A 16,913-nucleotide genomic window follows, 5' to 3' on the forward strand; every position below is an offset into this window, starting at 1 on the left:
TTTTTTGCTAAAGTCGTCAAAAATTTCCCGCAAGGACTGGATATGCTCATACTGATTTCACCTGCAAAAACGCTCGATTATCAAAGCCCGCTGGCAACGACGCGTTATACCCAACCTGAACTGCTGGAACACTCTCAGGAGCTTATCGGCATTGCCCGCCAGCTGTCGGCGCCACAGATTGGCAAACTGATGGGCATCAGCGACAAGCTGGCTGACCTGAACGCGACCCGCTTTCACGACTGGCAGCCAGACTTCACCCCGGACAACGCCCGCCAGGCGATTCTGGCGTTTAAGGGGGATGTCTATACCGGCCTGCAGGCAGAAACCTTTAGCGAGGCTGATTTCGATTTCGCCCAGCAGCATCTGCGAATGCTTTCCGGGCTGTATGGCGTTCTGCGCCCGCTGGATCTGATGCAACCTTACCGCCTGGAAATGGGGATTAAGCTTGAGAACGCGAAAGGCAAAGATCTGTATCACTATTGGGGAGACGTGATTACCGATAAGCTGAATCAGGCGCTGAAAGCCCAGGGCGACGATATTGTAGTAAATCTGGCCTCTGATGAGTACTTCAGGTCGGTAAAACCCAAACGGCTTGAGGGCCAGTTGATTAAGCCGGTATTCCTCGATGAAAAAAACGGCAAGTTTAAAGTGATCAGCTTCTACGCTAAAAAAGCGCGCGGCTTGATGAGTCGTTACATCATTGAGAATCGCTTAACGAAGCCGGAGCAGCTGACCCGCTTTGATAGCGAAGGTTATTTCTTTGACGCCGACGCGTCGGGTAAAGGGGAGTTGGTCTTTAAACGCCACGAGCAGTAAAAGAAAACTCCCCTGCCGCGGATAACGCAGCAGGGGAGCGTGAGTTCGGATTTAACCCATCATCAGCTTACGCAGCGCGGCAAAATCGGCCGGCAGGTTATGCGACAGCAGCGGCAGGTCTGCGCGATCGGCCAGCTCTTTTGGCAGCGGCAGCGTCTCTTGCAGAATCTCTTCCACGCTCTCTTTAAATTTCGCCGGATGCGCCGTGCCGAGGAACAGGCCGTACTCGCCCGGCTGCAGCTGGTCGCGCAGCGCGCGATAGGCAATTGCCGCATGCGGTTCTGAGGTATAGCCGATGGCCTTCAGCTCACGCATGGTCTCTTTGGTGGTTTCATCATCCACTGCCGCGTAGCCCAGCTCATTCAGACGCCAGATTTTACGACGGAATAGCTCTTCCACGCGCGGCCAGTTGTTCGGCTGGCTGACGTCCATGGCGTTGGACAGCGTGGCCTGAGTCGCTTTCGGCGACCAGTTACCGTCCTGCAGGAAGCGCGGCACGGTGTCATTGGCGTTAGTCGCCGCGATAAAGCGTTTGATTGGCAGACCCAGGGATTTGGCCAGCAGACCGGCAGTAAGATCGCCAAAGTTACCGCTGGGTACAGAGATAACCAGCTGATTACGGGCTTCCTGAGGCAGCTGAGCAACGGCTTCAAAATAGTAACAAATCTGCGCCAGCAGACGGCTGATATTGATTGAGTTAGCCGAGTTCAGACCCAGAGCAGCCTTCAGCTCTTCATCATCAAAGGCCTGCTTAACCAGCGCCTGGCAGGCATCAAAATCACCGTCGATTGCCACAGTTTCAATGTTGCCACCGAGGGTACAGAACAGCTTTTCCTGCAGCGGGCTGATTTTGCCGCGCGGATAGAGAATGACCACTTTGACGTTTGGCAGGCCATAAAACGCGTGCGCAACCGCCGCGCCGGTGTCGCCGGAGGTGGCCGTCAGAATAGTGACCGGTTTGTCGCCGGCGATATGGGTCAGCATCTGCGCCATAAAGCGGCCGCCGAAGTCCTTAAACGCCAGAGTCGGGCCGTGGAACAGCTCGAGGCAGCCGACATCATCCTGCACTTTGCTGACCGGCGCCGGGAAGGTGAACGCGTTGCCGATGCGTTCTTGCAGAACATCATGCGGGATCTCGTCGCCGATAAATGCCGACAGGATTTTCGCGCTACGCGACACGAAGTCCTGCTGCAGCATTTCGTCGATTTCACTCAGGCTGAATTCCGGCAGATCGTGCGGAAAGAACAGCCCCTGATGCTTGCCAAGCCCCTGAGTGACGGCCTGCGCAAAGCTGACCTGTTCGTTATGATCTTTTAAGTTATAGAGTTTCATTGGTTATCCCACTACTCGAGCGCCCGCCGTGTCCAGCCGGCAAATATGAACGAAGCCTTCCTGATTTTGCAGATAGTGCGTAGCCAGCCAGTCGGCGACGCGCTGCGCGGTTTCCGGTTTATCGCATAATGCGAACAAGGTTGGACCGGAACCGGAAATGCCGCATGCCTGCGCGCCAATTTCCATTGCTGCCTGACGCGCTTCGCTGAAGCCCGGCAGTAGTTTGGTACGATACGGTTCGGCAATCACGTCTTTCATCAATTTCGCCGCCAGCTGAGGCTGGCGGGAATAGCAGGCGTGAATAAAGCCCGCCAGATGACGACCGTGGGCAATACAGTCCTGACGGCGATACTGCGCCGGCAGAATTGCCCGCGCTTCCGCCGTTGAGACCTTAATCCCCGGATAGGCCAGCACCCACAGCCACTCGTCGAAGGCCGGAATCTGCTGACTGATGATGCCGTTTTCCTCAAGCATCAATTGTATCCCGCCCAGATAGCACGGCGCGACGTTATCGTAATGGATACTGCCGGAAATCCGCCCTTCCATCTCCCCCATCAGCGCCAGCATCCGGCTCTCATTGAGCGGCTTGCCGCAAAATTCATTCATCGCCACCAGCGCGGCGACCACGGAACAGGCGCTGGAGCCCAGCCCGGAACCGATCGGCATGTTTTTTTCCAGCGTCATCGCCACCGGAACCTTTTTGCCAATCTCCTGGCAAAAACGCTCCCAGCATTGATAGACGATGTTTTCCTGTGGCGCCGTCGGCAGTTTGCTGGCGAACCGACCCACGTTTTGCAGGCTGAAGCTCGTCGCCGCCTCAACCGAGACGTTGTCCCCTAGCAGAGTGCCATCAACCGGCGTGACCGCCGCGCCCAGCACGTCAAAGCCGACGCTCATATTGGCACTGGAAGCCGGGGCATATACTTTGACCATCTTAAACTCCTAACTTCCATGACAGGGTACGCAGCAGGTCGGCGAATACGCCAGCCGCCGTCACATCGTTCCCCGCGCCATAACCGCGCAGCACCAGCGGCAGCGGCTGGTAATAGTGGCTGTAGAACGCCAGCGCATTCTCGCCGTTTTTCACTTTAAACAGCGGATCGTTGCCATCAACCGCGGCGATTTTGACGCGACAGGTGCCATCCTCTTCGATATTACCGACATAGCGCAAGACCTTACCTTCATCGCGCGCTTTGGCGACCCGCGAGGCAAACTCATCATCCAGAGAAGGCAACCGCGCCATAAAGCTGTCAACATCGCCGCTGGCATCAAACTCCGCCGGCAGCACCGGTTCCACGATAATGTCAGACAGTTCAAGCTCACGCCCGGTTTCACGCGCGAGGATCAGCAACTTACGCGCGACATCAACGCCAGAAAGGTCGTCGCGCGGATCCGGTTCGGTATAGCCCATCTCACGCGCCAGCCTGGTCGCCTCAGAAAAGCTCACGCCCTCATCGAGTTTGCCGAAGATAAACGACAGCGAGCCAGACAGAATACCGGAAAAGTGCAGCAGCTCATCGCCCGCGTTCAGCAAATTTTGCAGGTTTTCGATAACCGGCAGCCCCGCGCCGACGTTGGTGTCGTATAAAAACTTACGCCGTGAGCTGCTTGCGGCGTGGCGCAGCTGATGATAGTAATCCAGCGATGAGGTATTGGCCTTTTTGTTCGGCGTGACCACGTGGAACCCTTCGCGCAGGAAATCGGCGTACTGATCGGCCACGGCCTGGCTGGAGGTACAGTCGACAATCACCGGATTCAACAGGTGGTACTCTTTCACCAGACGAATGAGTCGGCCCAGATTGAACGACTCTTTGGCTTCCGCCAGCTCGTCGCGCCAGTGTTCAAGGTTCAGGCCGTGTACGTTAGTCAGCAAGGCGCGAGAGTTGGCCACGCCGCAAACGCGCAGGTCGATATGCTTACTCTTCAGCCAGCTCTGCTGGCGTTTGATCTGTTCGATCAACGCACCGCCGACGCCGCCGATGCCAATGACAAACACTTCAATAACCTGATCGGTATTGAACAGCATCTGGTGAGTCACGCGCACGCCGGTGGTGGCGTCATCGTTGCTGACGACAACGGAGATAGAGCGCTCGGAAGAGCCCTGAGCAATAGCGACAATGTTGATATTGGCGCGGGCCAGCGCAGCGAAGAACTTCGCAGAAATTCCGCGCAGCGTGCGCATACCGTCACCAACAACGGATATAATCGCCAGGCGCTCCATTATCGACAGCGGCTCAAGCAGCCCCTCCTTCAGCTCCAGATAAAATTCATCTTCCATCACCCGCTTCGCCCGAACGCAATCGCTCTGCGGCACGCAGAAGCTGATGCTGTATTCAGAAGAGGACTGGGTAATAAGAACAACGGAGATTCCCGCGCGGGACATGGTGGCGAACACGCGCGCCGCCATGCCAACCATGCCCTTCATCCCCGGACCGGAGACGTTGAACATCGCCATATTATTGAGGTTGGAGATCCCCTTCACCGGCAAATCGTCTTCATCGCTGCTGGCGCCGATAAGCGTACCCGGCGCCTGCGGATTGCCGGTGTTTTTGATTAAACAGGGGATCTGGAACTGGGCGATAGGGGCAATAGTACGCGGGTGCAAAACTTTAGCGCCGAAGTAGGAGAGCTCCATCGCTTCCTGATAGGACATCGACTTCAGCAAACGCGCATCCGGAACCTGACGCGGGTCGCAGGTATAAACACCGTCAACGTCGGTCCAGATCTCGCAGCAGTCGGCGCGCAGGCAGGCGGCCAGCACTGCTGCTGAGTAGTCAGAACCGTTACGCCCCAGCACCACCAGCTCACCTTTTTCGTTACCCGCGGTGAAGCCCGCCATCAGCACCATATGGTCAGCCGGGATCTGGCTGGCGGCAATACGCCGAGTCGACTCGGCGATATCAACGGTGGATTCGAGGTAATGGCCAACGGCAAGCAGTTTTTCAACCGGGTTGATCACCGTGACGTCATGACCGCGCGCTTCCAGCAAGCCTGCCATAATGGCGATAGAGAGCTTTTCTCCCCGGCAAATAAGGGACGCATTAACGCTATCCGGGCACTGCCCAAGCAGACTAATGCCGTGCAGGACGTGTTTGATTTGCGCGAATTCCTGCTCAACAAAAGCTTTCAGCGGCGCAAGCGGAAAGCCCGGTTGTGCATCGGCGAGACCTTGCAGAAGTTCGGTGAAAATGCGTTCGGCATCGGCGATATTGGTCAGCGCATCCTGCCCGCCAATGGTTTTTTCGATCATCGCAACCAGATGGTTAGTGATCTTCGCCGGGGCAGATAGTACGGTCGCTACCTGCCCCTGCCTGGCATTACTCTCCAGAATATCGGCAACACGCAGAAAACGTTCTGCATTTGCCACTGATGTACCGCCGAACTTCAACACACGCATGGTTATGACCCCTTGATTTTTTATCGAAAAAAAAGCCCGCACTGTTCAGGTGCGGGCTTTTTTCTGTGTTTCCTGTACGCGTCAGCCCGCACCGTTACCTGTGGTAATAGTGGTGGTGATAATCGTGGTGATCATGCCGATGCGATTCATGGATGTTGTGTACTCTGTAATTTTTATCTGTCTGTGTCCTGTGCCTATATTGGTTAAAGTATCTGTCGACTTAAGTCAACGAATTTCTACTTTTGGCCCATTTTTTCACACCTGGCCAATACGCCATGGCCGCCTGATAATTCATCCGCATTTGCGCATCAGGAGGCCAATAATTAGCACATAAGACCATATGAAAATGGTATGACAGAACTTTAACCTGGAAGGTTTTTTTCAATATCGTGCAGTAAACGATGCAGCATGGCAGTATCCCGCTGCTGCAAAAGACCCATTCGCTGCTGGAGCCAGTCGGTCAGTTTTATATCGTCACCCACGCCGAGGCGCTCGAGCAGATCGCGAGTGCGAAGGCGTAGCGCCTGCAGCTGATTGTCATCCACGCTAGCGGATGTTGGCGGGGTATTCTGCAACAACGAGGTCAGCTGATAACAATAGACCATCACCGACTGCCCCAGATTGAGCGAGGGATAGTCAGCCACCATCTGCACGCCGCTCAGCACATCGGCAAGGGCCAGCTCTTCGTTGGTTAATCCGGAATCTTCCCGGCCAAACACCAGCGCGGCATGATGCATCCATTGCGCTTTTTCTTCCAGCAGCGGCAAGAGCTGCTGCGGCGTCGCGTAGTAGTGAAAACGCGCCCGGCTACGGGCGGTAGTGGCGACGGTAAAATCGACATCGTGCAGCGCCTGCTCAAGCGTGGCATAAGTTTTAACATTGTCGAGGATCTCGCCAGAACCGTGCGCGACCCAGCGCGCCGCAGGCTGCAAATGAGCATCGCTATCGACGATACGCATATCGCTAAACCCCATGGTTTTCATCGCTCTGGCTGCCGCGCCCACGTTTTCTGCCCGCGCCGGGGAGACTAATACAATTGATAAACGCATTTGGTTTCTCTTTTACTTTTTAGGCGGCGGGAATGACGATTTTTCCCTTCATATTACGCGCCGTGAATTTACAAATTTGCAACAAAAATCACTAAATTTGAGCTTTATCACCCATAAAAAAAACTAAACTATTCCCAAGGCACCGTGTCACAGAGTATGTTAACAGAACAGCTTTATCCGTATGTTTGGCAATGAAATTTATGTCCGAATACGTTTTTAGGCTTTGGATTCATCACGTTTATTATTTTCTTAGCGTAACTAATTGCGCATGATATGAATTGTGACGATGAATCCCGTTTAGATGCAATGATTTCACAAGACTGTTAACGTGCTACAATTGAACTTGATATATGTCAACGAAGCGTAGTTTTATTGGGTGTCATGCCTCACTTAGCCTGTTATGTTGCTGTTAAAATGGTTAGGATGACAGCCGTTTTTGACACCGTCGGGTCCAGAGGGAAAGTACCCACGACCAAGCTAATGATGTTGTTGACGTTGATGGAAAGTGCATCAAGAACGCAATTACGTACTTTAGTCATGTTACGCCGGGCATGTTAATTTGCGACATGCACCAGGCAGGTCAGGGACTTTGGTACTTCCTGTTTCGATTTAGTTGGCAATTTAGGTAGCAAACATGCAGACCCCGCACATTCTTATCGTTGAAGACGAGTTGGTAACACGCAACACGTTAAAAAGTATTTTCGAAGCAGAAGGTTATGATGTATTCGAAGCGACCGATGGCGCGGAAATGCATCAGATCCTGTCTGAAAATGATATCAACCTGGTGATCATGGATATCAACCTGCCAGGCAAAAATGGTCTCCTGTTAGCACGCGAGCTGCGTGAGCAGGCGGACGTCGCGCTGATGTTCCTCACCGGCCGCGATAACGAAGTGGATAAAATCCTTGGCCTCGAAATCGGTGCCGATGATTATATCACTAAACCTTTCAACCCACGTGAACTGACGATTCGCGCGCGCAACCTGCTCTCCCGTACCATGAACCTTGGTACCGTGAGCGAAGAACGCCGTAGCGTAGAAAGCTATAAGTTCAACGGTTGGGAGCTGGATATCAATAGCCGTTCGCTGGTTAGCCCTAATGGTGAGCAGTACAAGCTGCCGCGCAGTGAATTCCGCGCCATGCTGCACTTCTGCGAAAATCCGGGCAAAATCCAGTCGCGTGCGGAACTGCTGAAGAAAATGACCGGCCGTGAGCTGAAGCCGCACGACCGCACCGTGGACGTAACCATCCGTCGCATTCGTAAACATTTTGAATCCACTCCGGATACCCCGGAAATTATCGCCACCATCCATGGCGAGGGGTACCGCTTCTGTGGAGATCTGCAGGAATAACACCGTTTTTCTTGCTGTCATAACGTAAAAACGGCGCAATTCGCGCCGTTTTTTTTTATTTCCAGATCCTCAGCTTATCGCCATCATCACCGTCTTCGGGCAGTCTCTCTTTTGGCTTCGGGAGAGATAGCGTGTACCAGTCAACGCGACGCGTCAGGAACATCAGCGCGCTGAGCGCCAGCAGTAGTACTCCCGTCCCCAATAGCAGCGCGCTATCTTCTGAACGCAATAGCATCCACATAACGCCATCCAGCAGCAGTAATGCGCAGACAAAAAGAAAGCTGCTACGCCATCCCTTCAGCACCGCGTGCAGATAAACCCCATTGATCAGCGCCCCTATCAGGCTGGCAACGATCCAGGACGGCGTAAAGCCAATATGCTCGGACAGGGCCAGTAATATCAGATAGAACATCACCAGTGACAAACCCACCAGCAGATACTGCATCGGGTGTAAACGGCACTGAGTCAGGCTCTCAAAAACGAAAAACGCCATAAACGTAAGTGAGATTAGTAGAATGGCATACTTTGTCGCCCTATCGGTCAGCTGGTACCGATCGGCTGGCGTCGTAACGTTAACGTTGAAAGCGGGCAGTTGACGCCACTCAATCTCGCGATCGTCCATAAAAAACCGGGCCATATTGTTCGCAAACCAGCTACTCTGCCAGCGGGCGCTATAACCTGATGGGGAAACCTCACGACTAACCGGGAGAAAATCGCCCAGGAAACCAGGATGCGCCCAGTTACTGGTCAGCTGTAATTGGCTATTGCGTCCGAGCGGCGCGACTGAGAAGCTTCCGGTTCCGTTCAGATTGAGTGTGAATTCAACATCCAGCGTTTTTTGTTGGGGAGTTAACAGCGGCATTGGCATATGAATTCCCTCTCCGCTGCCGCTGATACCGATTCCGGGTTCCACCGGCAGCGCCTCTCCATTAATTTTCGGGGCAATAATGGTGCCAATCCCGCGTGCATCGCTAACGCCGACCACCATAATCGGTTTACCTAACGTAATATTATCTTTTCTGAGTTCAGCCAGACGGGAAACATCAAATTGCGCCTTAATACCCAGATCGTTGTGCCAGATTTGGCCTTCATAAATCCCTATTTTTCTGGATTCAACGTTCTGTTTTCCGGCTATCGCCAGCGACTCAGGTAACCAGTAATGCAGCCAGTGACGTTGATATGTCACCTCTTTTTTATCCTCAATGCGGGTCAATACCTCGGTCACGGGAATGGCGATCAGCGGCCCGACCAATTTCTGCGATCCGCTGGTACTGCTCTCCAGAGCCTCAATGACTTCGCTGCGATAATCCGCGCGTTCAACGATCAGTTGCCGGACGATCATCAGCGGGATCGATAACAGTAAAATACACCCCAGCAGGGTGCTCATTTTCCAGAATAGTGGTGATTTCAACATAGCCCTCTCCTTAGTGATGCGCTTACCTTAAAGGGGCTATGTGGGGAGAATTTGAAGCTATGTGAAGTGAGCGTGAAGTCTCAGCAAAGCGCACACGCCGCCTTCCGGGCGATTAACCAGCTCGATATCGCCCTGATGCAGGCGCGCAACTTCACGAACAAACGCCAGCCCCAGGCCGCTGCTTTTTTGGCCATTATCACGAGGCAGAGAATAGAAACGCTCGAAAACACGCCCCAGCGCGTAGTCGGGAATACCGCTTCCCGTATCGCATACGGTTAATCGCACGCCGCCATCACATTCTTCCGCGCCAAGGACAATCACCCCTTCGGCAGGAGTGAAATCAATAGCATTATCAAGTAGATTGCCCAATGCCTGCGCCAGGAGCTCACCATCACCCTCTACCGTCAGGGGCGTTTCCTGCCAGCGTAGTGTGAGGTTTTTCGCCACCAGCGCGATGTCGCGCTCCTCGGCCAGACGACGAAAAAGCGCAGCGACGGAGACGGGACGCTGGGCGATCTCCAGCCGATTCTCCAGCCGGGCCTGCTGAAGTAAATTTTCCACCAGCGACTGCATTCGCGCATTCTGCGCCAGGATATTGCGGGTAAAACGCGCGGCGACCTCAGGCGGAGGCGCCTCCCGGAGAATTTCTGCCGCGCCGCGAATCGCCGCTAGCGGGCTCTTTAGTTCATGGGTCAGCGCATAAACGTAGTTCTCAATTGCGTTCTTACCTTCAAGTTTAAGGCGCATACTTTCCAGCGCCTGCGCCAGCTTGCGCAGTTCGCTGCTGCCCGTGTCCGGCAACGGAAGCGGACGGTCAGCGGTCACGGAGTCGGCGTAGCGAACCAGCTTGCCGATGGAAAAGTTAATCCACCATACCATCGCAACGCCGATCAGTAGCGCGATCCCCAGCAGCGCCCCTCCGGCCCACAGAATACGCCGCTCGCTGCGTTTGATGACCGGCGCCATGGCCAGATTGGGTTTTCCGACGCTGAGCACGCCAATGATTCGACCATTATCCATCACCGGCGCGGCAATATACATCACCGAGCTACTATCATCGTCTGGATCGCTGCGCGTGCTGCGCGCCCCGTATTGTCCGCGTAAAGTGAGCCAGACATCGTTCCAGCGCGAATAGTCTTGCCCCAGCGCATTGCCCGCGGAATCAAATACCACCTTGCCCTGCGCATCGGTCATATAGACGTGATATTCGTTGCGAACTTTATTAATGCCGGCAATGTTGGCATTGATCGGCTGGCGATGCAGCGTTTGAAAAGCCTGGGCCAGGCGCCCATGCTGGGGATTGGCGGAAAGTAAATCCTCACGGGCCAGCCCGGCAAGCAGGGTCGCCGTATCAATCAGCGTCCCTTCCGTTGCGCGCCGAACACCGGGTTTAATCTCCTGAACGAAGATAGAAAGCACAAACCAGGCAGCAATCGCCACTATCAAAAAGTAGCCCATCAGCAGCCGCATACCGATGCGCATCAGAAGCCTCCAAGGCTGTATCCCATACCGCGGTGCGTATTGATCGGAGAGAGATCGGGATTCACTTCTCGCAGCTTAGCGCGCAGCGTTTTGATATGGGTATCAACGGTACGGTCGAAGCTCTCGTTCGCGTCGCCCCATACTTGCTCCAGCAGCAGCTGGCGGGAAAAAATGCGCCCAGGAGAATGAAGTAGCGTTTTTAATAATAAAAACTCATAGCGGGTCAGATTCAGACCCTGGCCGCACCACGTGACCTGAGCCGCGGCGTCATTCAATGTGAACTCCCCCACGCGCAAAAGCGGTGAAGGGGCGGCGAATTTCTGCAGCCGCCGCAGGACAGTGCGAACCCTGGCGCAAACTTCACGGGGAGAAAATGGCTTGGCGATATAATCATCAGCGCCGATTTCCAGGCCGAGCAGCTTATCCACCTCTTCGCTGCGGGCCGTCAGGAACAGCACCGGCAGCGCAGGATAGCGGGCCAGCAGTCGGCGACATAGCTCAAACCCGCTGATATCAGGCAGGCCGACGTCAAGAATCGCGAGGTCGGGTTGGTGATGATGCGCCGCGTCCAGCGCAGGGAGTCCGCGCTCGAACGCCGTAACGATAAATCCTTCTTGTTGCAGCATGTAGACGAGCGTATCCGCGATACTCATCTCATCTTCCACCAACCAGATCCGCGGTTGTTGCATCGGCGTTCCCTGTTATTTATTCCATGGCATAATCGGCACGGCGCTAAGCGCATTTTTCGGCGAGCCATCGACGATTTTATCCGAATAGGTCAAATAGATCAGCGCATTGCGTTTGGCATCGTAAAAACGCACGACCTGCAGCTTTTTAAATACCAGCGAGGTGCGTTTCTGGAACACCACATCGCCCTGAGTTTTACCGTTTTTGATTTTATCCGTCAGCTCAATCGGCCCCACCTGCTGACAGGAAATTGCGGCATCGGAGGTATCCTCCGCCAGTCCTAACCCGCCTTTAATTCCTCCGGTTTTCGCCCGGCTGATGTAGCACGTGACGTTCTGGACATCCGGGTCGTCAAAGGCCTCGACGACGATTTTATGATCCGGCCCAAGGAACTTAAATACGGTATCCACAGAGCCGATTTGTTCCGCCTGCGCCACCTGGCAGCCCGCCAGCAAAAGCATTCCTGCCACTAACTTCTTGTATTTCATATTGTTACCATTCTTAAAAATTTAGCTGAGTGATTATCACATATTAAGAAGAAAAGTTTTATAGATCACAGCTTTACAAAATTACCACCAGAACTTCTGGAATAATCGCATTTAAAAGCAAAAAAAACACTGAATGCTAAAACATCAAAAAATGCTATTATCCGCTACCTTTAGTATCAGGCACCTGAGTTTAAGGATGGGGATATTTTATGGATCAAGCAGGGATTATTCGCGATCTCCTTAGCTGGCTGGAAGGTCACCTGGATCAGCCTCTCTCACTGGACAATGTGGCAGCGAAGGCGGGCTATTCCAAGTGGCATCTGCAAAGAATGTTCAAGGACGTGACCGGCCATGCTATCGGTGCCTATATTCGCGCCCGTCGCTTATCTAAGTCGGCGGTTGCCCTACGCCTGACCGCGCGTCCGATTCTTGATATTGCGCTACAGTATCGCTTTGACTCGCAGCAGACTTTTACTCGCGCCTTTAAAAAGCAGTTTTCGTTGACGCCAGCCCTCTACCGACGCTCTCCAGACTGGAGCTCCTACGGTATGCGCCCTCCGCTGCGTCTGGGCGAGTTCACCATGCCGCACTATGAATTCGTCACGCTGAATACCACTCAGCTGGTCGGCGTCACCCAGAGCTACACCTGTAAGCTCGAGGAGATCTCCGATTTCCGTAATCAGATGCGCGTCCAGTTCTGGCGTGAATTCCTCGCCAATACGCCATCGATTCCCCCGACGCTATACGGTCTGCATGAGCCGCGTCCTAGCCTCGATAAAGACGATGAGCAGGAGGTGTTTTACACCACCGCGCTGACGCCGGAGCTGGCAAACGGCCACCTGCATAACGCCCATCCGGTGATACTGGAAGGCGGCGAATACGTGATGTTTACCTACGAAGGATTGGGCACCGGGTTGCAGGAGTTTATTCTGACGGTTTACGGCACCTGCATGCCGATGCTTAACCTCACCCGTCGTAAGGGCCTGGATATCGAACGTTTCTTCCCGGAAGATGAAAGCCGGAATCAGGAACCGCCTATTCAGCTGCGCTGCGAATACCTGATCCCGATTCGTCGTTAACGCTGTAGCTCATCCATCGCGGGGGCATCAAGATGCGACACATCCCCCGCGGTTTCCACCACCCATCCCGACGCCAGCCAGGGACTTTGCTGGTAGTCAACGCGGGAAATAGAGCAGTTGCGTAGACGCAGGCGACGCTCCGCGTAAGCGGGCAGACCAAGAATCGTACTCACCAGACATCCCAGCGCCATCCCGTGGCTCACCAGCAGCGGTCGGCTACCCGCGGGCAATCCCAGACAAGACGTCAGCGCCGCGTGCATACGCTCGCTCAGCTCCTGCATTGACTCCCCCTGCGGGATACGCCCGTCGGGCGTGCCGTTAACCAGCTGTCGACGCCAACCCTCCTCTTCTTCGCTCAGCGAGTCGATATGGCGCTTTTCAAGCACGCCCATATCCAGCTCACGCAAGCGCGAATCGGTCACGACGCTGCATCCGCAGGCTTCAGCGATGATTTCCGCGGTACGGCGCGTCCGGCCTAAATCGCTGGCGATAATATGCGTAATCCCCAACGTTCTGGCGCGCTCGCCCACCTGCCAGGCCTGACGCTCACCGTGGGCGGTAAGCGGGCTGTCGGACTGGCCCTGAATACGTCGCTCGGCGTTCCACTGCGTTTCACCGTGGCGAACAAGGTATACCTGTAACATGCTTTATTATCCGTTCTGAGCTCTTAACCCTCGAGCTACAAGCATAGCCGCCTGCAGCAAGAATGATTTGGAGTATACTGCGATGATGTTTAGTAATTCTGAGTTGTTTTGATTATGCACCATGTTGTCTCAGCTACCACTAATCCCGCCAAAATTCAGGCAATTCTGCAGGCTTTTAACGAGATCTTCGGCGAAGGATCCTGCCACATTGAGTCCGTCTCCGTCGAGAGCGGCGTGCCGGAACAGCCCTTTGGCAGCGACGAAACGCGCGCTGGCGCACGAAATCGCGTGGCTAACGCGCGTCGCGCACGGCCAAACGCGGACTTCTGGGTCGCCATTGAAGCCGGAATCGACGAAGGCAGCACCTTTAGCTGGGTGACGATCGACGACGGCAACCTGCGCGGCGAAGCGCGCTCGGCGACCCTGCCGCTACCGCGGGTCATTCTTGAAAAAGTCCAGGCAGGAGAAGCCCTGGGGCCGGTGATGTCTCAGCATACCGGCATCGATGAAATTGGCCGCAAAGAGGGCGCTATCGGCGTATTCACGGCCGGAAAACTGACGCGCAGCAGCGTTTATCATCAGGCCGTCGTGCTGGCGCTAAGCCCGTTCCATAACGCTATTTACCGCTAGCGTTAATCAACGCCTGTTCCAGCCACAGACGCAGCTCCGCCGGGGCCGATTTGAGGCTGTTCGAACCGCGGGTAATGGTGGCGATCCCGGCGCCGAGTTCATTTTTCAGCTCGCGCTGGCTCATCTCGCCGCGCAGCAACTCTTCAATGATGCGCACCCGCGTGCCGAGCGCCTCGCGCTCGTCGGGCGTCAGCATGAGCTGTAAAAGCGGCAGATGGAGGTCGTCGGCGTACGCTTGCTGCAGGAGGGCGACAAAACGCAGCCACTCCTGATGACGCTGTTCGGCCACGGCCGCTGAATAGGGGGATTGTTGGGTCATGTTACGCCACCTGTCAAATGTACTCACTAACGAGTACAAAGCATAACATACTTCTGTCCGGACTCTACGGGTTTCGGGCAACATCGCGAAATACGATGTTGCCCGAAGGAGGCTGTATTAATAACGCAGCTTCCATTCCGCATCGCTCAGCAGCGTGTCTTTTTGGCCCATAAAATAGCGATAGTAGGCATCATAGGACAGAACGTTTTTCACATAGCCGCGCGTTTCAGAGAACGGAATGCTCTCGATAAACGCCACCGCGTCAATGCGTCCGCCGCTGTTGCCCCGCCAGGTGCGCACTCGCCCAGGACCAGCGTTATAGGCCGCAGAGGCGAAGATTCGGTTATTGCCAAACTGCTGATAAACATATTGCAGATAGCTGGTACCAATGTTGATGTTCATTTCCGGATCCAGCAGCTGCGATGGACCGTTATAGCCGGGAATACTGAACATGCTCACCGTATGCGTTGCCGTACCCGGCATAATCTGCATCAGACCGCGGGCGCCAACCGGTGAACCGGCTTTCGGGTTCCAGGCGCTCTCCTGGCGCGCGATGGCCATCGCGTAGCTCTGCGGAATATCTTTACCGCTGATGTAGCGGGTAAAGAGGTCGTTATAGGCCAGCGGGAAACGCTCTTCCAGCTGATCCCACAGTTTTCCGGCGATGGTGGCCTGGACGCTCAGATCCCACCAGTCCTGATTAAACGCGTAACGAGCCAGCTGCGCCTGCTGATCTTTGGTTTTGCTGGTGACCAGATTTGCCCACTCGCTGCGGGCGGTATTATCCATATTCCAGTACATCAGCTCGCGGACCCGCGCCATTTCCGGCCCCGAGGTCAACGCCGGATCGAGGTTCGCCGGCGCTTTGTCGATGCGGAAAGTGTACTCCTCGCCCAGGCGCTGGGCAGCGACCATCGGATAGAAGCCGCGCTGCTGCATCAACGAACGGAGAATATCTTTCGCTTCGTCATCGCGTCCGCGCTCCAGCAGCAGATCGGCCTGCCAATAGCGCCATTCGTCCTTCTCTTTCGCCTCCATCGGCAAACGCGCCAGCCAGGTGTTCAGGCCACGCCGATCCCCAAGCCCCAGCGCCATACGTACCCTGCGCTCCACCAGCGAGGTGGATTGCGAACGCATAATGGCGTCGTCGCGCCAGATGGCCTGCTCTTCGGTCACGTCGCTGCCCATCAGGCGCCAGGCGACAATATCCCGCAGCTCCTGAATCTGATCTTCATTGAGCTGCTGCGCCTGCGCTAATGAGGGGATCATCAGGCGCGCGTTTTCCACATCCTGCCGGGCAACGCTGGCAAACGCGACTGCCGCCATCTGGCGGGTGAAATCCGTCGCACCGGTTGTGCGGGCGAAGGTCATCACGCTATTGGGATCGTTAGCCAACGCGATGACCGCCGTCGAAATGGTTTGATAATCGGCAGGCATCTGCTGGGCCAGGACCCGTACCAGACTGGTATTACCCGCTTTCATCGCCAGGCGAATGCGTTCAAGGTAGGCCAGCGGATCCTGCTGGCCGGAGGCGCGCCAGGCGCCAAATAGCTGGTCACAGGCGTTTGGCTGGCTTTTGCCGCTCAGCCACAGCGCTTTCGCCCCGTCCCAGGCCTCCTGAGCCTGGCCGACGTTCCACTTCGCATAGTAGTAATTGCACTGCGCCTCGGTGCCGGTCGGCTTATCCGGGCTGAAGGCCAGCAGGCCGCGCCAGTCGCTGCGGCGCGCCAGTTCGTTGACGAACCGTGATTTCAGCGAACGCGCGGGAGGCAGCGTAGGGTTGGCGGCGATAAAATTGGTCACCACCAGCGCCGGTTGGTTCATCAGATCATCGGTAATCTGCCGGTACTGGAGATAAGGATAGAGCGGATAGGTCGTTAGCGTGGGCATCAGCTGATTGACGACATCCATTTGTCGACTGTCCCACGCCTGTTTAACTTGAGCATAGCGGCTGCGCTGTTCATCCAGTGAATCCGCATGCGCCAGTTGGCTTAACGTCAGCAGACTTACGCCGGCGGCCAGAAGACGCCACGTCACAGTTTTGGCTTTTTCCACAAGCTCTTCCTCTATTCAGATACACCACAACAGCATCATGCCGCGGGCAAAAATTTCAGGTATTACGTAGATATGCTAATCAGACAACGCGAATCGCGCCACGTCCCGGACATTTTTTTACGCTTTTGTGAATCCCATCGCCTCGCTGGGATTAAAGCGCGAAAAAGGCT

General features: G+C 55.1%; 17 protein-coding genes and 1 other annotated feature. Of the genes, 4 read left to right on the forward strand and 13 right to left on the reverse strand.

Annotated features, from left to right (window positions below):
* Positions 1 to 42 precede the first annotated feature (42 nt).
* The gene (gene yaaA / locus EGY08_RS10865; RefSeq protein ID WP_004128743.1) at positions 43 to 816 is read left to right on the forward strand and encodes a peroxide stress protein YaaA; all 774 of its coding nucleotides are present in this window, start codon (positions 43 to 45) and stop codon (positions 814 to 816) included.
* Positions 817 to 867: 51 nt separating this feature from the next.
* Here yaaA and thrC read toward each other — a convergent pair whose 3' ends face one another.
* From thrC to yjjY, 6 genes are all read right to left on the reverse strand, one after another.
* On the reverse strand, positions 868 to 2,148 hold the full coding sequence (thrC, locus tag EGY08_RS10870) for a threonine synthase (RefSeq protein ID WP_004128741.1): 1,281 nt from the start codon (positions 2,146 to 2,148) through the stop codon (positions 868 to 870).
* Positions 2,149 to 2,151: 3 nt separating this feature from the next.
* Positions 2,152 to 3,081: a homoserine kinase gene (thrB, locus tag EGY08_RS10875; RefSeq protein WP_004128739.1), complete on the reverse strand. Its 930-nt coding sequence runs from the start codon at positions 3,079 to 3,081 to the stop codon at positions 2,152 to 2,154.
* 1 nt (position 3,082) lies between these two features.
* Positions 3,083 to 5,545 (reverse strand): bifunctional aspartate kinase/homoserine dehydrogenase I, encoded by a 2,463-nt coding sequence (gene thrA, locus EGY08_RS10880; RefSeq protein WP_004128737.1) that lies wholly within the window; start codon positions 5,543 to 5,545, stop codon positions 3,083 to 3,085.
* A 25-nt stretch (positions 5,546 to 5,570) separates the two neighbouring features.
* Positions 5,571 to 5,688: a sequence feature (Thr leader region), on the reverse strand.
* Positions 5,627 to 5,695, reverse strand: coding sequence for a thr operon leader peptide (gene thrL, locus EGY08_RS10885; RefSeq protein WP_004222578.1), 69 nt, complete (start codon positions 5,693 to 5,695; stop codon positions 5,627 to 5,629). Its footprint overlaps the feature before it by 62 nt.
* A 212-nt stretch (positions 5,696 to 5,907) precedes the next feature.
* A complete protein-coding gene (locus EGY08_RS10890; protein ID WP_049115930.1) occupies positions 5,908 to 6,594 on the reverse strand; it encodes a tRNA/rRNA methyltransferase in 687 nt (228 codons plus the stop codon).
* 398 nt (positions 6,595 to 6,992) lie between these two features.
* Positions 6,993 to 7,133 carry a protein YjjY gene (yjjY, locus tag EGY08_RS10895; protein ID WP_001541509.1) on the reverse strand — a complete coding sequence of 47 codons (141 nt, stop codon included), beginning with the start codon at positions 7,131 to 7,133 and terminating at the stop codon, positions 6,993 to 6,995.
* A gap of 95 nt (positions 7,134 to 7,228) precedes the next feature.
* Between yjjY and arcA the strand changes: the two genes are divergently transcribed.
* A complete protein-coding gene (gene arcA, locus EGY08_RS10900; RefSeq protein WP_002887843.1) occupies positions 7,229 to 7,945 on the forward strand; it encodes a two-component system response regulator ArcA in 717 nt (238 codons plus the stop codon).
* A gap of 55 nt (positions 7,946 to 8,000) precedes the next feature.
* On the opposite strand, the gene creD is transcribed toward arcA, so the two are convergent.
* From creD to creA, 4 genes are read right to left on the reverse strand one after another with little or no spacing between them, the layout of a single operon-like run.
* A complete protein-coding gene (gene creD, locus EGY08_RS10905; protein WP_177447636.1) occupies positions 8,001 to 9,359 on the reverse strand; it encodes a cell envelope integrity protein CreD in 1,359 nt (452 codons plus the stop codon).
* 57 nt (positions 9,360 to 9,416) lie between these two features.
* Entirely contained in the window at positions 9,417 to 10,841 is a 1,425-nt protein-coding gene (gene creC, locus EGY08_RS10910) for a two-component system sensor histidine kinase CreC (RefSeq protein WP_123828481.1), read from the reverse strand.
* Entirely contained in the window at positions 10,841 to 11,530 is a 690-nt protein-coding gene (gene creB, locus EGY08_RS10915; RefSeq protein ID WP_004128730.1) for a two-component system response regulator CreB, read from the reverse strand. Before creB ends, creC begins: the two co-directional genes overlap by 1 nt.
* Before the next feature lie 12 nt (positions 11,531 to 11,542).
* Positions 11,543 to 12,016 carry a protein CreA gene (gene creA, locus EGY08_RS10920; RefSeq protein WP_004128728.1) on the reverse strand — a complete coding sequence of 158 codons (474 nt, stop codon included), beginning with the start codon at positions 12,014 to 12,016 and terminating at the stop codon, positions 11,543 to 11,545.
* 209 nt (positions 12,017 to 12,225) lie between these two features.
* Here creA and robA point away from each other — a divergent pair, with 209 nt between their 5' ends.
* Positions 12,226 to 13,095, forward strand: a complete 870-nt coding sequence (gene robA / locus EGY08_RS10925) for an MDR efflux pump AcrAB transcriptional activator RobA (protein WP_004128726.1) — start codon at positions 12,226 to 12,228, stop codon at positions 13,093 to 13,095.
* Here robA and gpmB read toward each other — a convergent pair.
* Complete coding sequence (gene gpmB, locus EGY08_RS10930; protein ID WP_049115926.1) at positions 13,092 to 13,739, reverse strand: 2,3-diphosphoglycerate-dependent phosphoglycerate mutase GpmB; 648 nt, start codon at positions 13,737 to 13,739, stop codon at positions 13,092 to 13,094. The genes robA and gpmB overlap by 4 nt on opposite strands.
* Before the next feature lie 114 nt (positions 13,740 to 13,853).
* Between gpmB and yjjX the strand changes: the two genes are divergently transcribed.
* Positions 13,854 to 14,369, forward strand: coding sequence for an inosine/xanthosine triphosphatase (yjjX, locus tag EGY08_RS10935; protein ID WP_004128722.1), 516 nt, complete (start codon positions 13,854 to 13,856; stop codon positions 14,367 to 14,369).
* On the opposite strand, the gene trpR is transcribed toward yjjX, so the two are convergent.
* Both trpR and sltY read right to left on the reverse strand, forming a co-directional pair.
* Entirely contained in the window at positions 14,356 to 14,688 is a 333-nt protein-coding gene (trpR, locus tag EGY08_RS10940; protein ID WP_004128720.1) for a trp operon repressor, read from the reverse strand. The two genes, yjjX and trpR, sit on opposite strands and share 14 nt — an antisense overlap.
* A 117-nt stretch (positions 14,689 to 14,805) precedes the next feature.
* Positions 14,806 to 16,743, reverse strand: a complete 1,938-nt coding sequence (gene sltY / locus EGY08_RS10945) for a murein transglycosylase (protein WP_087828602.1) — start codon at positions 16,741 to 16,743, stop codon at positions 14,806 to 14,808.
* Positions 16,744 to 16,913 lie beyond the last annotated feature (170 nt).

It is taken from the genome of Klebsiella sp. FDAARGOS_511 (genome assembly GCF_003812845.1).
In the GTDB taxonomy this organism is placed as follows: Bacteria; Pseudomonadota; Gammaproteobacteria; order Enterobacterales; family Enterobacteriaceae; genus Klebsiella; species Klebsiella grimontii.

Coding starts and splice junctions, on each gene's coding strand:
- trpR (WP_004128720.1), bottom strand. CDS start 14,688: ATGACCCAACAATCCCCCTATTCAGCGGCCGTGGCCGAACAGCGTCAT.
- arcA (WP_002887843.1), top strand. CDS start 7,229: ATGCAGACCCCGCACATTCTTATCGTTGAAGACGAGTTGGTAACACGC.
- thrA (WP_004128737.1), bottom strand. CDS start 5,545: ATGCGTGTGTTGAAGTTCGGCGGTACATCAGTGGCAAATGCAGAACGT.
- creD (WP_177447636.1), bottom strand. CDS start 9,359: ATGTTGAAATCACCACTATTCTGGAAAATGAGCACCCTGCTGGGGTGT.
- robA (WP_004128726.1), top strand. CDS start 12,226: ATGGATCAAGCAGGGATTATTCGCGATCTCCTTAGCTGGCTGGAAGGT.
- creC (WP_123828481.1), bottom strand. CDS start 10,841: ATGCGCATCGGTATGCGGCTGCTGATGGGCTACTTTTTGATAGTGGCG.
- creA (WP_004128728.1), bottom strand. CDS start 12,016: ATGAAATACAAGAAGTTAGTGGCAGGAATGCTTTTGCTGGCGGGCTGC.
- yjjX (WP_004128722.1), top strand. CDS start 13,854: ATGCACCATGTTGTCTCAGCTACCACTAATCCCGCCAAAATTCAGGCA.
- creB (WP_004128730.1), bottom strand. CDS start 11,530: ATGCAACAACCGCGGATCTGGTTGGTGGAAGATGAGATGAGTATCGCG.
- thrC (WP_004128741.1), bottom strand. CDS start 2,148: ATGAAACTCTATAACTTAAAAGATCATAACGAACAGGTCAGCTTTGCG.
- yjjY (WP_001541509.1), bottom strand. CDS start 7,133: ATGACTAAAGTACGTAATTGCGTTCTTGATGCACTTTCCATCAACGTC.
- yaaA (WP_004128743.1), top strand. CDS start 43: ATGCTCATACTGATTTCACCTGCAAAAACGCTCGATTATCAAAGCCCG.
- EGY08_RS10890 (WP_049115930.1), bottom strand. CDS start 6,594: ATGCGTTTATCAATTGTATTAGTCTCCCCGGCGCGGGCAGAAAACGTG.
- thrB (WP_004128739.1), bottom strand. CDS start 3,081: ATGGTCAAAGTATATGCCCCGGCTTCCAGTGCCAATATGAGCGTCGGC.
- gpmB (WP_049115926.1), bottom strand. CDS start 13,739: ATGTTACAGGTATACCTTGTTCGCCACGGTGAAACGCAGTGGAACGCC.